This window comes from Stenotrophomonas sp. YJH_SMC_29, from assembly GCF_059371235.1.
The window spans coordinates 29,552-44,687 of sequence record NZ_JCAFUK010000022.1 but is presented as its reverse complement, the minus strand read 5'-3'; the positions used below and the strand labels follow the sequence as shown (position 1 = coordinate 44,687).

The 15,136-nt window shown below is 66.9% G+C and carries 12 protein-coding genes; 3 read left to right on the top strand and 9 right to left on the bottom strand.

The window, feature by feature from the left end:
- Positions 1–99: 99 nt before the first annotated feature.
- The 4 genes from AC5P9I_RS19105 to AC5P9I_RS19090 form a co-directional block, all read right to left on the bottom strand.
- Positions 100–426, bottom strand: a complete 327-nt coding sequence (locus AC5P9I_RS19105) for a thioredoxin family protein (protein ID WP_049465388.1) — start codon at positions 424–426, stop codon at positions 100–102.
- Positions 398–865, bottom strand: coding sequence for a flavodoxin (locus AC5P9I_RS19100; RefSeq protein WP_049465387.1), 468 nt, complete (start codon positions 863–865; stop codon positions 398–400). The genes AC5P9I_RS19105 and AC5P9I_RS19100 overlap by 29 nt, the downstream gene beginning before the upstream one ends.
- 25 nt (positions 866–890) lie before the next feature.
- Positions 891–1,931: a ribonucleotide-diphosphate reductase subunit beta gene (locus AC5P9I_RS19095; protein ID WP_049465385.1), complete on the bottom strand. Its 1,041-nt coding sequence runs from the start codon at positions 1,929–1,931 to the stop codon at positions 891–893.
- A 109-nt stretch (positions 1,932–2,040) separates the two neighbouring features.
- The gene (locus AC5P9I_RS19090) at positions 2,041–4,353 is read right to left on the bottom strand and encodes a ribonucleoside-diphosphate reductase subunit alpha (protein ID WP_231353176.1); all 2,313 of its coding nucleotides are present in this window, start codon (positions 4,351–4,353) and stop codon (positions 2,041–2,043) included.
- 482 nt (positions 4,354–4,835) lie between these two features.
- Between AC5P9I_RS19090 and AC5P9I_RS19085 the strand changes: the two genes are divergently transcribed.
- Positions 4,836–5,813, top strand: a complete 978-nt coding sequence (locus AC5P9I_RS19085; protein ID WP_053462989.1) for a zinc-binding dehydrogenase — start codon at positions 4,836–4,838, stop codon at positions 5,811–5,813.
- 201 nt (positions 5,814–6,014) lie between these two features.
- Positions 6,015–8,642 carry a TonB-dependent receptor gene (locus AC5P9I_RS19080; protein ID WP_130767968.1) on the top strand — a complete coding sequence of 876 codons (2,628 nt, stop codon included), beginning with the start codon at positions 6,015–6,017 and terminating at the stop codon, positions 8,640–8,642.
- A gap of 522 nt (positions 8,643–9,164) precedes the next feature.
- Here AC5P9I_RS19080 and betT read toward each other — a convergent pair.
- The 4 genes from betT to AC5P9I_RS19060 all read right to left on the bottom strand — a co-directional run bounded on the left by betT (position 9,165) and on the right by AC5P9I_RS19060 (position 12,504).
- The gene (gene betT / locus AC5P9I_RS19075; protein ID WP_235644235.1) at positions 9,165–11,144 is read right to left on the bottom strand and encodes a choline BCCT transporter BetT; all 1,980 of its coding nucleotides are present in this window, start codon (positions 11,142–11,144) and stop codon (positions 9,165–9,167) included.
- 193 nt (positions 11,145–11,337) lie between these two features.
- Positions 11,338–11,718: a VOC family protein gene (locus AC5P9I_RS19070; protein ID WP_057493250.1), complete on the bottom strand. Its 381-nt coding sequence runs from the start codon at positions 11,716–11,718 to the stop codon at positions 11,338–11,340.
- Positions 11,719–11,827: 109 nt separating this feature from the next.
- The gene (locus AC5P9I_RS19065; RefSeq protein ID WP_053462985.1) at positions 11,828–12,151 is read right to left on the bottom strand and encodes a DMT family transporter; all 324 of its coding nucleotides are present in this window, start codon (positions 12,149–12,151) and stop codon (positions 11,828–11,830) included.
- Positions 12,151–12,504: an SMR family transporter gene (locus AC5P9I_RS19060; RefSeq protein WP_130767966.1), complete on the bottom strand. Its 354-nt coding sequence runs from the start codon at positions 12,502–12,504 to the stop codon at positions 12,151–12,153. The genes AC5P9I_RS19065 and AC5P9I_RS19060 overlap by 1 nt, the downstream gene beginning before the upstream one ends.
- Positions 12,505–12,663: 159 nt before the next feature.
- On the opposite strand from AC5P9I_RS19060, the gene AC5P9I_RS19055 reads away from it, so the two are divergent.
- Complete coding sequence (locus AC5P9I_RS19055; RefSeq protein ID WP_130767965.1) at positions 12,664–13,515, top strand: LysR family transcriptional regulator; 852 nt, start codon at positions 12,664–12,666, stop codon at positions 13,513–13,515.
- Positions 13,516–14,115: 600 nt separating this feature from the next.
- Here the strand turns inward: AC5P9I_RS19055 and AC5P9I_RS19050 are convergent.
- Positions 14,116–15,036: a M14 family metallopeptidase gene (locus AC5P9I_RS19050; RefSeq protein WP_049464510.1), complete on the bottom strand. Its 921-nt coding sequence runs from the start codon at positions 15,034–15,036 to the stop codon at positions 14,116–14,118.
- Positions 15,037–15,136 lie beyond the last annotated feature (100 nt).

Genomic DNA, 15,136 nt, shown 5'->3' with positions numbered 1-15,136 from the left:
CCTGCCCCAGTGGATCCACGCCATGCGTGGATTCCTTTACACGGTGTGGGGGTCAGAGCCCTTGCCTCTGGCAAGGGATCCGCCCCCGCCCGGTCCGCGCTACAGATGCAACGCGATCGCGGCCTCGATCTGCTGCGGCGACTGGAACCCGGCCAGGCGCGTGCGTTCGTCGCCATCACGGAACAGCGACAGCGTCGGCGTCTGCCGCAGCCCCAACTCCCTGAAAAACGCCTCGCCCAGCACTTCCAGCTGTACGCGCAGCAGGGTCGTGCCCTGCCCCGCTGTGCTGTTGGCCACCCGATGCAGCGACATTTCCAGCATCCGGCAGCCCGGGCACTGGTCCTTGTGGAAGTCCACGAGCACCCGCGGGTGCTCGGCCAGCAACTGCTGGAACTGCTCAGGCGTGGTGGCGTCGATGATCTGCATCGTTGTTGCTCCAGTAATGGGCCAGGACCGCATCGGTCCAGGCATCGATGGCTGCGGCATGGCGCGCGCCATGCGGCATCTGTTCGATCTCCAGCGGCGGGTAGTCGCTGCGGAAATAGCGGATCAGGCGATGCACGGCGCCGCAGTAGTACTCCTGCCCCCACTGGGTTTCGCCGGTACCGAACACCGCCAGCTGCCGGGGGTGTTCGCCACGCTCGGCAATGCCAGCCACCCACGCCTTCATCTCCGCCGGCGTGCGGCCGGCGTTGTCGGTCCAGCAGCCCAGCAGCACCAGATCGGCCTCGTCGGCGGCCAGCGGCGGTGCCTGCCGCAGGTCGTCGGCCTCGTGCCAGTGCACTGCATGCCCGGCGGCGCGGCAGCGCTCGGCAATCTGCCGGCCCAGCTCGCGGGTGTTGCCGCTCAACGAGGCGACCACCATCAGGATGCTGAGTGCCGCGCCGGACTCAGAGGTCGTCGAAGCCGTTGTCGACGTTGGTCTTCTTGTAACTTGCATTGCGCATCTCGAAGAAGTCGGTCTTGGTCTCGGTGAAGTTGTCGGCGTAGGCCTTGATCCACGGCATCACGTTGTCGGTGGTCTCGCTGTACAGCCGTTCGATGCCGAGCATGCCGGCCATCTTGTTGGCGCGGTACTTCACGTAGCGCGTCATTTCCTCCACATCGATGCCGTCGATGCCGTCCAGTACTTCCGACGACCACTGGGTTTCCAGTTCGATGGCGTGTTCGAACGCCTGGTGCACATAGTCGGTCAGCTCGTGGGTCTGCAGCGCCGGGTTCTCGCCGATGATGGCGCGGATCAGCTCGCTGATGAACTTGGTATGGGCCAGCTCGTCGCGGTTGATGAAGCTGATGATCTTGCCGGTGCCGGTCATGCGGTTCTGCCGCACCAGGTTGTAGAAGTAGGCGAAGCCGGAATAGAAGTTGATGCCTTCCAGGATCGAGGACTGGATCAACGACCTGAGCAGCGTCTCGGCAGTCTTCTCGCGCATGAAATCGTCATACGCACCCATGATCGGCGCGTTGCGCTTGATGATGGTTGGGTGGGTACGGGCGATCTCGAAAATGCGGTTCTGGTTCGGCAGGTCGGTGATCGAGGCCAGCACGTAGCTGTAGCTCTCGTTGTGGATCACTTCCTGCTGGCCGATGATCGCGGCGTTGGCATGCGCGGCCGGGTCGGTGATGTACTCGGCCACGTTGTAGATGAAGCGCGTCTGCGGTGAATCGAGCGTGGCCAGCAGGCCGATGATCGCGTCGTAGGCATTCTTCTCGCGGCCGGACAGCTCGCCGTACTGGCGCGCGTCGGCCTTCATGTCGACTTCGTCGGGGATCCAGAAGTTGGTCGACAGCTCCTTGTAGGCCCGATAGAACGACGGGTACGGGATGTCATTCCAGTTCAGGATGCCGCTGGTGCGGCCGTTGATGATGCCGGTGCTGCGGTTGGGATGGCGCGGCTCGAGGATCTTGATGCGGTCGAGGGGGGTTGCCATGGGTTTCTGCCTTCGTTCTCTTTCCATCGTGTTGCCGGCCAGCGGCCGGCACTACCGTGGGTTGCGGGGTTGCCGGCCGGCGGCCGGCACTATCGTGGGTTGCCGGCGGTCAGCTGGCGCACCACTCGCATTCGCTGATGTCGATGTCGTTGGAGCGCACGTAATAGGTGGTTTTCAGGCCTTGGCGCCAGGCGCTGAGGTGCAGCTCGAGCAGCGTGCTGGCGCGGATCGTGCTGGGCACGTACAGGTTGAAGCTGATCGACTGGTCGACATGGCGCTGGCGGCGCGCGTTCTGGCGCACGCTGGCGAACTGGTCGACCTTGTAGGCGCCCTTCTCGTAGTACGGCCAGGTCTCCAACGACAGCCCCGGCGCCGCCACCGGCCGCCGGAAGTCCTTCTTCTCCTCGTAGTAGAACGCGCTGTAGATCGGGTCGATCGAGGCGGTGGAACCGGCAATCTGCGCGGTGCTCATGTTCGGCGCCACCGCCAGCAGCCAGCCGTTGCGCAGGCCGTGCGTGGCCACCTCGTGGGCCAGGCTGTCCCACGCGGCACCGCTGTAGTCGCGGTCGCGGAAGTAGCGGCCGTTGTGCCAGTCGCTGCCGGCGAACATCGGGTAGCTGCCCTTCTCCTTCGCCAGTTGCGCACTGGCCTGGATGGTCAGGAAATTGATGCGCTCATACAGGCGGTCGGCCAGTTGTTCGGCCTCCGGTGAATCCCACTGGATCGCCTGCTGCGCCAGCAGGTGGTGCCAACCGAACGTGCCCAGTCCGATCGCGCGGTACTTGCGGTTGGTGATCGTGGCCTGGGGCACCGGCAGCGCGTTGAGGTCGATCACGTTGTCGAGCATGCGCACCTGGATCGGGATCAGGCGCTCCAGCACATCGGTGGCCAGCAGGTCATCCGGCGCACGGATCGCGCGGCCGAGGTTGATCGAAGACAGGTTGCAGACCACGAAGTCGCCGGCACGCCGGGTCGTGACGATCTGGTCGCCGCTGACGATCTCCTGGATCATCCGCGTCGGGCTCATGTTCTGCAGGATCTCGGTGCATAGGTTGCTGGAATGGATCATGCCCGCGTGCTTGTTCGGGTTGCGGCGGTTGACCTCGTCGCGGTAGAACAGGAACGGGTTGCCGGTTTCCAGCTGGCTGAGCATGATCCGCTTGAACAGATCGATGGCCTTCACCGTACGTCGGCTGATGCGCTCATCGGCCACCAGTTCGGCGTAGCGGTCGCGGAAGCTGCCCGAACCGCGCTTCTCGTCATAGACGTCCTGCAGGTACCAACCCTTGGCCTGCTTCACTTCGTGCGGGTCGAACAGGTACCAGTCGGCACGGCGCTCGACCGCCTCCATGAACAGGTCGGGCACGCACACCGAGGTGAACACATCGTGCGCGCGCAGGCGCTGGTCACCGTTGTTCAGTCGCAGGTCCAGGAACGCTTCGATGTCGCGGTGCCAGATGTCCAGGTACACCGCCACCGCGCCCTTGCGCTGGCCGAGCTGATCAACCGACACCGCGGTGTTGTTGAGCTGCTTGATCCACGGCACCACGCCGCCGGAAGAATTGGGCACGCCGCGGATCGGTGCGCCGCTGCTGCGCACGTAGCCCAGGTAGGCACCTACGCCGCCGCCGTGCTTGGACACGCGGGCGATATCGGTGTTGGAGTCATAGATGCCCTGCAGGCTGTCGTCCACCGTATCGATGAAGCAGCTGGACAGTTGGCCGCCCACTTTGCCGGCGTTGGCCAGGGTCGGCGTGGCCACCGTCATGTACAGGTTGGACAATGCCCAGTACGCCTCGCCGACCAGCTGCATGCGCCGCTCGCGCGGCTTTTCTTCCTGCATGAGATACAGCGCGATGGTCAGCCAACGCTCCTGCGGCAGTTCGTAGACTTCGCGGCTGCGGTCGCTGGCCAGGTAGCGCGTGGCCAACAGGTACAGGCCGTTGTAGGCGAACAGGCGGTCGCGCTCCGGGTCGATCATCTCGCCGGCCTGCTGCAGCTCTTCCTTCGAATAGCAGCGCAGGATGTCGTTGCTGTAGATGCCGCGGTCAGCCAGGCTTTCCTGCAGGCCCACGTAGGAGCCGTACTTCAGGCTGACATCGTAGAAGCGATTGCGGCTGGCACGCTTGTACAGGCGGCGCAGGTAGATGCGCGCGGCGAACTGCTCCCACTCCGGCGCGACCAGGTCCACCCGCGATTCAGCCTCACGGATCAGCAGATCGACCAGATCATCGGCAGTGATGCTCGGCTTGCGCTCGACCATCGCCTGCACCACGCGGCGGTAGTCGCTCACATCCAGCTGCGGGAACTCGGCATGCACGGCATCGATGCTGCGCTGCAGGCGCGCGGCGTCGAACGGCAGGCGGCGATTGCCGGCCTCCTTGGTGATCCAGGTCGGCACGCGCTCGCCGCCAGCGCGCATGGCGTCGCCGGCGCCGGCCAGATCGGCCGCGCGGTAGGTGTTGTCGGTCATGGTCCTGCGTCTCCAGGCTCGCACGCACTGCGGCGTCGATGCCGTGGCAGCCCTGCACGCGATACCGGCGCTCGGGGCGATCGGGGTGGGATGCCAAAGCGCGGGAACACCAGGTCGTCGGCAAGTGCCTGCGCCTGCGGCCGGTATCCGGGCCGTGGGGGCGACCTGTGTCCGCGCGATGGCGGCCGCGTCGACACGGCAAGCCTTCAGGGGCGGGCCGCGGGACGTTTGCTGCATGTCCGGCGGCGGCGGCTGACCGGGAGTGACGGCCACAACATAGTGGGGATACTTCCAACCGTCAACACAAGATGCGGTAATCGCGACATGCCGCGACGATCCGTCGCAGGATGCCGTGTTGCACCTGCAGCACCTTGTCGACGCGGCGTATGTCCCCAGTTCGGTACAACATCATTTTCTCCGGAACCTCGCTCATGCGCGCTGCCCAGTACCCCTCCTTCGGCGATCCGGCCGACGTCCTTGCCATCGCCGACGCCGCCCTGCCCGAGCCCGGCCCCGGCGAGGTGCGCATCCGCACTGTGCTGGCCTCGATCCACAACCACGACCTGCTGACCGTGCGCGGGCTGTATGGCTACAAGCCGACGCTGCCGGCGATTGGCGGCAGCGAAGCACTGGGCGTGGTCGACGCACTGGGCGACGGCGTCGACGGCCTGCAGATCGGCCAACGCGTCGCCGCCGCATCGGTGCACGGCACCTGGGCCGAGGCGTTCGTCGCACCGGCCCGCATGGTGATCCCGATGCCGGAAGCAATCCCGGACGAAACCGCTGCACAGCTGATCGCCATGCCACTGAGCGCATTGATGCTGCTGGAGTTCCTGCACGTCGAGCCGGGCCAGTGGATCGTGCAGAACACCGCCAACGGCGCGGTGGGCAAGTCGCTGGCGATGCTGGCGCGGGCGCGCGGCGTGCACGTGGCCAACCTGGTGCGCAATGCCGATGCGGTCGCGCAGCTGCAGGCGCTGGGCATCGACCATGTGTTCGACACCTCGGTGGACGGCTGGAAGGATCGTGTGCGTGCAGCGACCGGCGAAGCGCAGGCGGCGGCCGCGGTGGATTCCATCGGTGGCGACGCCAGCGGTGACCTGGTCGACCTGCTCGGCCACCACGGCACGCTGGTCTCGTTCGGTGTGATGAGCGGCGAACCGATGCGCATCCCGGCCGGCGGCCTGATCTACAAGGAGGCCACGGTGAAGGGTTTCTGGGGCAGCAAGGTCAGCCAGGCGATGGCGGTGGAAGACAAGCGCCGGCTGGTGGGTGAGCTGCTCAAGCGTGCAGCCAGCGGCGAACTGACCTTGCCGGTGGAGAAGATCTTCGCACTGGACGACATCGCGCAGGCGGCGAAGGCCGGCGCCGGTTCGGGCCGCAACGGCAAGGTGCTGCTGCGGCCTTGAGGATCGGACAACCGGGGTCAGATCCCTTTCCGTTGCAAAGGGATCTGACCCGCGCGAGCGGGTGCGGGCCAGAGCTCCGCGCCCCTCGCACCGTTCGTTAAGAACCTGTGATGTATAACTGAATGCGCTTTCGTCATTGGAAGGCGTACTTGCCTGCATGCGGTACTGACGGCTCCTCCCCCGTTCGGCGTTGTCGCTTCCATGTACCGCACCACCCTGAACCTGCTTGCCGGCGCGATCGCGCTGGGCCTCACCGGCGGCACTGCCGGCGCCGCTGAAACCGCCGACTCCGGCAAGGACAGCACCACCCTGGGCACCGTGCTGGTGACCGGCTCCAACATCAAGCGCAGCGACACCGCCGGGCCGAATCCGGTGCAGATCGTCAGCCGCGAACAGATCGAGCAGACCGGTCGCTCCACCCTCACCGACGTGCTGCGCAACCTGTCGGCCAATGCCGGCAACAGCTTCGACGAGCAGTACACCGGCAGCTTCGCCGCCGGCTCGGCTTCGATCGGCCTGCGTGGCCTGTCGCCGAAGAACACGCTGGTGCTGGTCAACGGCTATCGCGTGTCCAACTTCGGCTTCGCGCTCAACACGCAGGACACCTTCGTCGACCTCAACGCGCTGCCGATCAGCGCGGTCGAACGCATCGAAGTGCTGAAGGATGGTGCCTCGGCGGTGTACGGTTCCGATGCCATTGCCGGCGTCATCAACATCATCCTGCGCAGGAACTTCCAGGGCGTGGAAGTCGGCGGTGGTTTCGGTACCGCCACCCAGGGCGGCCTGGACGAACGCAAGGCCAACCTGCTGGCCGGCTTCGGTGATCTTGAACAGCAGGGTTGGAACGTGTTGTTCGGGCTGGACCTGCTCAAGCGTGATCGGCTTGATGCAGACCAGCGCGCCTATACCCGCAGCGGCGATTTCCGCGACAGGCCCGGTGGCCGCCTGGCCGGCTGGTCCACCGCCGGTGGCAACTGGCTGTCCAACCCGCGCGCACCGCAGCCGTTCGCCAGCTGCCCGGACGGCAGCCAGCTGCGCCCCTACAGCGATTTCGGCAGCACCCTGCCCGGCCAGGCCTGCGCCTTCAACGCGCAGCCGTTCAAGACCCTGCAGCCCGGCGCCGAGCGCCTGCAGGCGTCGTTGAGCGCGACCTACCGCTTCAACGACAGCGTCGAAGCCTTCGCCGATGTGCTGTACAGCCACAACAAGGCCGACCAGATCTTCAGCGCGCCGCTGACCGTGGGCCCGGGCCTGCGCGCGTACAACCCGGCCACCGGCACGCTGATCGACGTGCCGGCGGTGCTGCCGGTCGGCCACCCGAACAACCCCGGCAGCACGCCGCTGCCGTTCGAGTACACCTTCTTCGATCTGGGCCCGCGCCTGAAGGACAACACGCAGGTGTTCTACCGCGCCCTGGCCGGCGTGCGCGGCAGTGGCGAACGCTGGGACTGGGAAGTGGCGGCACTGACCTCGCAGAGCGCGCAGCGCGAGTACGTCGACAATTTCGTCAACCGCTACGCGTTCGAACAGATCCTGCGCGATGGCAGCTACAACTTCCTCAACCCGTCCAGCACGCCGGGTGCGCTGGATGCGCTGCGCCTGCAGACCAAGCGCCCGGGCTGGTACAGGCTGCACTCCTTGAACGTGAAGGCCTCGACCTCGCTGTGGGAGCTGCCGGCCGGTGCGGTCGGCTTCGCCTGGGGCGCCGAGTTCCGCAAGGAGTCGCTGGACGCGCGTACCAGTGCGCAGGTGCTGTCGGGCACCGAACTGCGCCCGGCGATCAACGTGGTCAACGGCGAGCGTCAGGTCAGCGCCGCCTATGCCGAACTGAGCGTGCCGCTGCACCGCACGCTGGAACTGCAGGTGGCCGGTCGCGGCGACCACTACGACGATTTCGGCAACGCGTTCTCGCCGAAGGTGGCGCTGCGCTGGCAGCCGCTGGACAGCCTGCTGCTGCGCGGCTCGTTCTCGCGCGGCTTCCGCGCACCGTCGCTGCCGGAAATCGCACCGGGCCAGACCATCAGCTACGGCTCGGTAATCGATCCGCTGGACCCGCTGCAGCCCGGCGGCAGCCGTGGCGTGACCAACATCCGCACCGGCAACCCGGACCTGAAGGCCGAGCGCTCGCGCAACTTCAACGTGGGCGCGGTGTGGTCGCCGGATGGCGATACCAGCATCGGCCTGGACTGGTACCGCATCGAGCAGGACAACCTGGTCAAGCCGGACAGCGCGCAGTTCATCGTCGACAATCCGGCGCTGTTCCCTGGCCGCGTGCAGCGTGATGCACAGGGGCGCATCCAGTTCATCACCAACCAGTACGCCAACCAGGGCGAGCTGACCACCTCCGGACTGGACCTGGAGGCCAACCGCAGCTTCCGCACCGAGGGCTGGGGGACCTTCACGGTCGCCGGCAGCTGGACCCACCTGCTCAGTTTCAAGCAGCCGCTGGTGGCCGGCCAGGCGCCCTATGACGGGGCCGGCAACAACCGCCACGGCGCGCTACCGCGCACCCGCGGCACCACGTCGCTGAACTGGGCGGTGGGCGACTGGAGCAGCACGCTGAGCCTGCAGTACGTGAGCGGCTACGACCAGCGCGTAGCGACGGCCACCAGCAATCCGGGCCTGCGCGACCGCGTCAAACCGTACCACCAGCTGGACCTGTACGTGGCGTATGAAGGCATCGCCAACACCACGCTGTCGCTGTCGGTGCTGAACCTGACCGACAAGGACCCGCCGTTCGACCCGGCCGGTGGCTCCAACGGTTTCGACATCAGCCAGTACAACCTGCGCGGGCAGTTCGTTTCGCTGGGGGCGCGCTACCGGTTCTGATGCACCAACGGGGCGGCGGTGATGCGCCGCCCCGTCCGCGTTGCCGGCCAGCGGCCGGCACTACCATCAACGTGCATCACCGGCTCAGGTGCAGGAACTGCAGGTGCCGTTCGTACTGGCTGATGATGTCGTTGATGATCTGCTTGCGGCTGTAGCCGACCAGGTCATAGTCCTGGCTCCGCCCTGTCCGCAGTAGAGTCGACTGTCAGTCGACTCGCGCGCGAAGTGCGGGCCATTCGATGTCCGCAAGCAGGAGCAGTCGACTAACAGTCGACTCTACCCATCCAGGCGATCCTGCATCACCGGCTCAGGTGCAGGAACTGCAGGTGCCGTTCGTACTGGCTGATGATGTCGTTGATGATCTGCTTGCGGCTGTACACCAACAGGTCGTAATCCTGGCTCCGCCCCGTCCGCGGTAGAGTCGACTGTCAGTCGACTCGCGCGCGCAGCGCGGACCTTTCGATGTGCGCAAGCAGGAGCGGTCGACTAACAGTCGACTCTACCCATCCAGGCGATCCTGCATCATCGGCTCAGGTGCAGAAACTGCAGGTGCCGTTCGTACTGGCTGATGATGTCGTTGATGATCTGCTTGCGGCTGTAGCCGACCAGGTCATAGTCCTGGCTGCCTTCGAACAGGTGCACTTCAGCGCGGTAGTAGCGCTGGTTGCGTAGCTGCTGGGCGGCGAACGACGGGGTCAGGTAGCCGCTCAGGATCACCCGGTACAGGAAGTCCTGCTGCTCGCCGTGGTTCACCGTCAGCTCCATGTCGCCGGCCTCGAAGCGGGTGGCCACGTCCCAGCCCTGCCCGCGCAGCTGTTCGGCCACCGCCTCCATCGCCGGCTTCACCGTGTCGTGCATGAAGCGGTAGACCTGGTCGCGCACCGGGAAGTGCATGGCCTGGCTCAGGCGCTGGCGCCAGCCCTGATGGTGGCGGTCGTCGCCGATCAGCGGCGAGGGCCGGTACTGCAGCGCGCGCTTGCGGTGCGATTCATCACTGAAGGCGCGGGTCAGGCCCCACATCATCAGCAGCAGCACTGCCGAGAACGGCAGCGACGCCAGTACCACCGCGGATTTGAGCGCGTCGATGCTGCCGGCCAGCAGCAGCCCGGCGGTCAGCACGGCGATCACCGTGCCCCAGAACACGCGCAGCCAACGCGGGCCATCGTCCTCCGGTGCGCCGCCGTGCGAGGACAGCGTGGACAACACCACCGCCCCCGAGTCGGCCGAGGTCACGAAGAAGATGAAGCTGACCAGCACCGTCACCGCGATCACCGTGCGGCTCCACGGGTAGCTGTCCAGCAGTGCATACAGCACCGTCGGCGGATCATCCACCGCCAGCTGTGCCAGCTGCTGCTGGCCGTGGTGCAGGACCTGGTCCAGCGCGCTGTTGCCGAAGATCGACAGCCAGGCCAAGGTGAAGCCCAGCGGGATGAGCAGCACGCCGAACACGAATTCGCGGATGGTGCGGCCACGCGAGATGCGCGCGATGAACAGGCCCACGAACGGCGCCCAGCCGATCCACCAGGCCCAGTAGAACACTGTCCAGCCGCCCAGCCATTCCGGGCGGCCGCCGTAGGCGTACACGTCGAAGCTCTTGCCGACCACGCTGCCCAGATAGTCGCCCAGGTTCTGCATCAGCGTACTCAGCAGGTACTGGGTAGGGCCGGCGCACAGCATGAACAGCACCAGCGCGATCGCCAGCAGCATGTTGATGTTGGCCATCCAGCGCACGCCCTTCTCCACGCCTGAAACCGCCACGGCCACCGCCGCGCCCATCATGCTGACCACCAGGATGATCTGCACCAGGTTGGAGTGCGGGATGTTGAACAGGTGCGACAGGCCCGCATTGAGGTGCAGCACGCCGAAGCCCATGTCGGCGCCGATGCCGAACACGGTGGCGACGATGCCCAGCGCGTCCACGGTGTAGCCGATCGGGCCGTTGATGCGCTTGCCGATCAGCGGATAGAGCGCCGAGCGCAGCGCCAGCGGCAGGTTGTGACGGTAGGCGAAGTAGGCCATCGCCATTGCCGCGAGCGCGAACACGCCCCAGCCGTGCAGGCCCCAGTGCAGGAACAGCAGCTGCATGGCCTGGCGCGCGCCGGCCTCGCCCGCCGCCGGGTCGCCCTGCGGCGGCTGCAGGTAATGGGTCAACGGTTCGGATACGCAGAAGAAGAACAGGGTGATGCTGATGCCAGCGGCGAACAACATGCCGGCCCACGAGAGATAGCTGAACTCCGGCTCGTCATGGTCGGCGCCGAGCTTGATGCCACCGTACTTGGACAGCGCCACGCCGACCACGAACACCAGGTACAGGGTCATCGCGAGCAGGTAGTACCAGCCGACATTCAGGGCGGCCCAGTCCTGGGCCTGCAGCAGCAGGCGGCCCGCACCGAGCGGATACAGGCTGACAAACAGCGCGAACGCCACGACAACGATCGCCGCGAAGGCGAACACAGGCTGAAGGGTGCGCACCGGGGATTGTTGCGGCTCCAGTACATCCATGGGGCGGCGTTCTCCGGTAGATCAAAGGGTTAGCCCACCAATTCTGGCTGAACCGCAGTGGACGGCGCATGAAGTCGCGGCCTGCCTGCATCAGCCAGCCCCGCATTTCCGTGCTATCACGCGCGCGCCGGCACGCTTGTTTCGGGTTTGAACGCACGCGCCGGAACAGGTCCGGACCGCGCGCGCCATCCCATCACGACAGGGCGTGCACTGCACACAGCTTGTTGCCATCCGGATCGCGCAGGTAGGCCAGGAACAGCTGGCGACCGGCCATGGTGCGGACGCCCGCCGGGTCTTCAATGGCGGTGCCGCCGTGGGCCACGCCCGCATCCTGCCAACCACGCACGGCCTCGGCACTGCCAAGGCTGAAGCCGATGGTGCCACCGTTGGCACGGCACGCCGGTTGCCCGTCGATCGGCGCGGTCACGCCGAACATCCGCCCATCCTTGAAGTACAGCAGCCGGCCCTTCTCGTCGAACACGCCCGGGCGTGCCCCCATCGCGGCGAACAGGGCGTCGTAGAAGCGGCGCGCGGCATCCATGTCGTTCGTTCCGACGGTGATGTGGCTGAACATGCGGGCACTCCATGTGGAAAACCGCAGTGTCGATGAGCGCAGGTGACTTCGCAAATCGCGCACCGGTGCCGCCATGCTCGCGAGCCGCCACGCGCGAAAAGACCCGGTGCTACTTGGCGGTGCTGAGCAGCAGCACCGCCGCGGTGACCAGGGCGATGCCAACCCAACCGATCGGGCGCAGGCGGTTGCCGAACAACAGGCGACCGCAGCTGGCCGTACCGATCACGCCGATCGCGCCCCACAGCGCGTACGCAGTGGCCAGGTCCATGTAGCGCACGGCCTGGCCAAGCAGGGCGAAGGCGATCCAGACCAGGACGATCGCAGCGACGCCCCAGCGCCAGCGGCGGAAGCCCTCCGACTTGGCCACCATCATGTTGGCGGCGACGTCGATCAGCGCCGAACAGATCACGAAAAACAGGGCCAGGGTATTCATCAGTGCGCCTCCCCAAGGGTGACGCAGACGATGCCGACCACTGCCAGCACCAGGCCGGCCAGCTGCTGCAGCGACAGGCTCTCGCCGAAGACGGTGAGGCCGACCACGGTCAGCAGGGTCAGGCCGAGGCCTTCCCACACCGCGTAGGCCACGCCCACCGCGATGCGGCGCACCGACTGCGCCAGGAAGAAATAGGACAGCGCCAGCGCGCCGGCCATGATCAGATAACCGGCCCAGCCGCCATCGCGGGCGGCGTGGGCCATGAACGAGGTGCCGACCACCTCGGCGACGATCGCCACGGTCAGGCAGGCCCAGGCGACCAGTGCGCCACGGGCGGGAACGGTTCGGGACATGTGAAACTCCTTGCGGGGCGGCATCGCGCACCGCCTTCAGTAGATCCACGCCGTGCGTGGATGATCTCGAGCGCCGTGCAGACAGCGTCGATGGAGATCAGTATCATCGTCTTTTACGGTGGTATCAAAATGGATTCCATCGACTGGAGCGATGGATCAATGCCCTACTCCCCAGAATCCCTGCAGGCCTTCGTGGAAGCCGCCGCGCTGGGCTCGTTCTCGGCTGCGGCGCGACGGCTGCGCAAGACCCAGTCCACGGTCAGCACCGCCATCGCCCACCTGGAGGCCGACCTGGGCGTGAACCTGTTCGACCGCAGCGGGCGCTACCCGCAGCTGACCGAAGCCGGGCGCCAGGTGCTGGGTCATGCGCAGGAGATCCTGGCTGCCGATGCGCGCCTGCAGCAGTTGAGCGTGCGCCTGGCCGCACCGGTCGAGTCGCGCCTGACCGTGGTGTTTTCCGATGTCTACCAGCTCGATCCAGAGCAGCGGATCCTGCAGCGCTTCGCCGAGGCGTTCCCGGAGATCGAACTGGAATGGCTGGATGCCGAGGGTGATGACGTGCTGGAACTGGTCGGCAGTGGTCGCGCCGGGCTGGGCCTGCTGCCCAGGCAGGAGCGCTATCCCGATGGACTGGTGGCGCGATCGCTGGCCCACCACAGCGAACTGTCGGTGTACGTGGCGCGCGACCATCCGCTGGCCAGCGCCGGGCGCCGTGCCGCCGCACAGCTGGCGCGGCATCGGCAGGTGCGCCTGAGCGCGGAAGTCGATCCTTCCCGCGTGGTCACCGGCCTGGCCTGGACCGCCACCGACTACCTGATGGTGATGGAGATGGCCGAGGACGGCATCGGCTGGGCCGAACTGCCGCGGGCGCTGGTGCAGCGCTATGACCGCGGGCGCCTGGTGGAACTGGTGCTGCCCGGCTGGCCGCGGCGCATCCACAGCGACCTGCTGTGGCGCCGCGACACCCCGCCGGGACCGGCTGCCCTATGGTGGGCCGACGCACTGGGGTGAGGTAGTGCCGGCCGCTGGCCGGCAATCCGGTCTCGCGTGGTTGCCGGCCAGCGCCCGGCACTACCGGTCAACGATGGGCGAGCGCATCATCCAGCGCCGCGCACACCGCCGGGACCGGCCGCCCCAGGGTGGGCCGACGCACTGGGGTGAGGTAGTGCCGGCCGCTGGCCGGCAATCCCGGTCTCGCGTGGGTGCCGGCCAGCGGCCGGCACTACCGGTCAACGATGGGCGATCGCATCATCCAGCGCCGCGGCACGCCGCCGGAACCGGCCGCCCTAGGGGGGGGCCGACGCATTGGGGTGAGGTAGTGCCGGCCGCTGGCCGGCAATCCGGTCTCGCGTGGTTGCCGGCCAGCGGCCGGCACTACCGGTCAACGATGGGCGAGCGCATCATCCAGCGCCGCGGCACGCCGCCGGAACCGGCCGCCCCAGGGTGGGCCGACGCATTGGGGGGAGGTAGTGCCGGCCGCTGGCCGGCAATCCTGGTCAACGATGGGCGAGCGCGTAACCCAGCGCCGCGGCACACCGCCGGAACCGACCGCCCCAGGGTGGGCCGAGGCATCGGGGTGAGGTCGTGCCGGCCGCTGGCCGGCAATCCCGGTCAACGATGGGCGAGCGCGTAATCCAGCGCCGCGCACACCGCCGCCACCTGTGCGTCGTTGCACTGCTGCGGGGTCGCCCGTGGGCTGTCCGGGTAGACCTCGGTGGTGGTGGTGAACTTCGCACCGGTGATGCCCGCGCACAGTCCGAGCTTCACCAGCGGATACTCGATCACGCCGTGGGCGATCACCGGCGAACCGATGATCTCGCCTTTGTCATCGGCCGGGGCGATATGGGTGACCTTCTCCACGGCGGCGATGACCGTCTGCTGGAAGGCCGGCTGCGGGTTCTCGCTGTCATCCACCAGGTAGAAGCCATCGGGGATCAGGCCCGGCTCGAACGGCTTGCCGTCACGGGCGGCCAGCGCCGGGCGGAACTCGCTCTCGTCGCTGTCGGTGGTCTCGTGCAGGTCGATGTGCAGCACGAACTGGCCCTTGTACGGCGCGATCAGGTCGATGACCGCAGTTGATTCACGCGCAGGGCCATCGGTACGGAAGTTGCGGTTCGGGTCGATCGCATCGAAGTTCCAGCGGTTGATGCGCTCAAAGCCCCACGGATTCACGCACGGCGCCACCAGCAGGTTGGCCTTCCCGGCATAGTCGGCAGCGTGCTTTTCGAGGAACTCCAGCGCGCCCATCACGCCACTGGTCTCATAGCCGTGCACGCCACCGGTGACCAGGGCGGCCGGCAGCGCCGGGTTCCAGTCGCGGCTGCGCAGGGCGAACAACGTATAGGTCTCGCCAGCGTAGTCGAGCTGGCCGTAGGCCACCTTGTCGAAGCGCGAGGCCAGCGCGTCGATGCGCGGCAGCACCTCGTCGTCATAGCGACGCAGGCGCTGCTGGCGGCTCCGCCACGCCTCCCGTTCCGCTGCGCCCCACGGCTGGCCAGGGGTTCCGACGGGGTAGAAGGCGGCTTGGGACATGGCAGATCTCGGCGGTCAGGAAAGCAGTCGCGCACTTTACCACCGGGGCATCGGCATGACCCGGCAGCGCATTCCCTTGCACAACGGAATCGGCAATAAT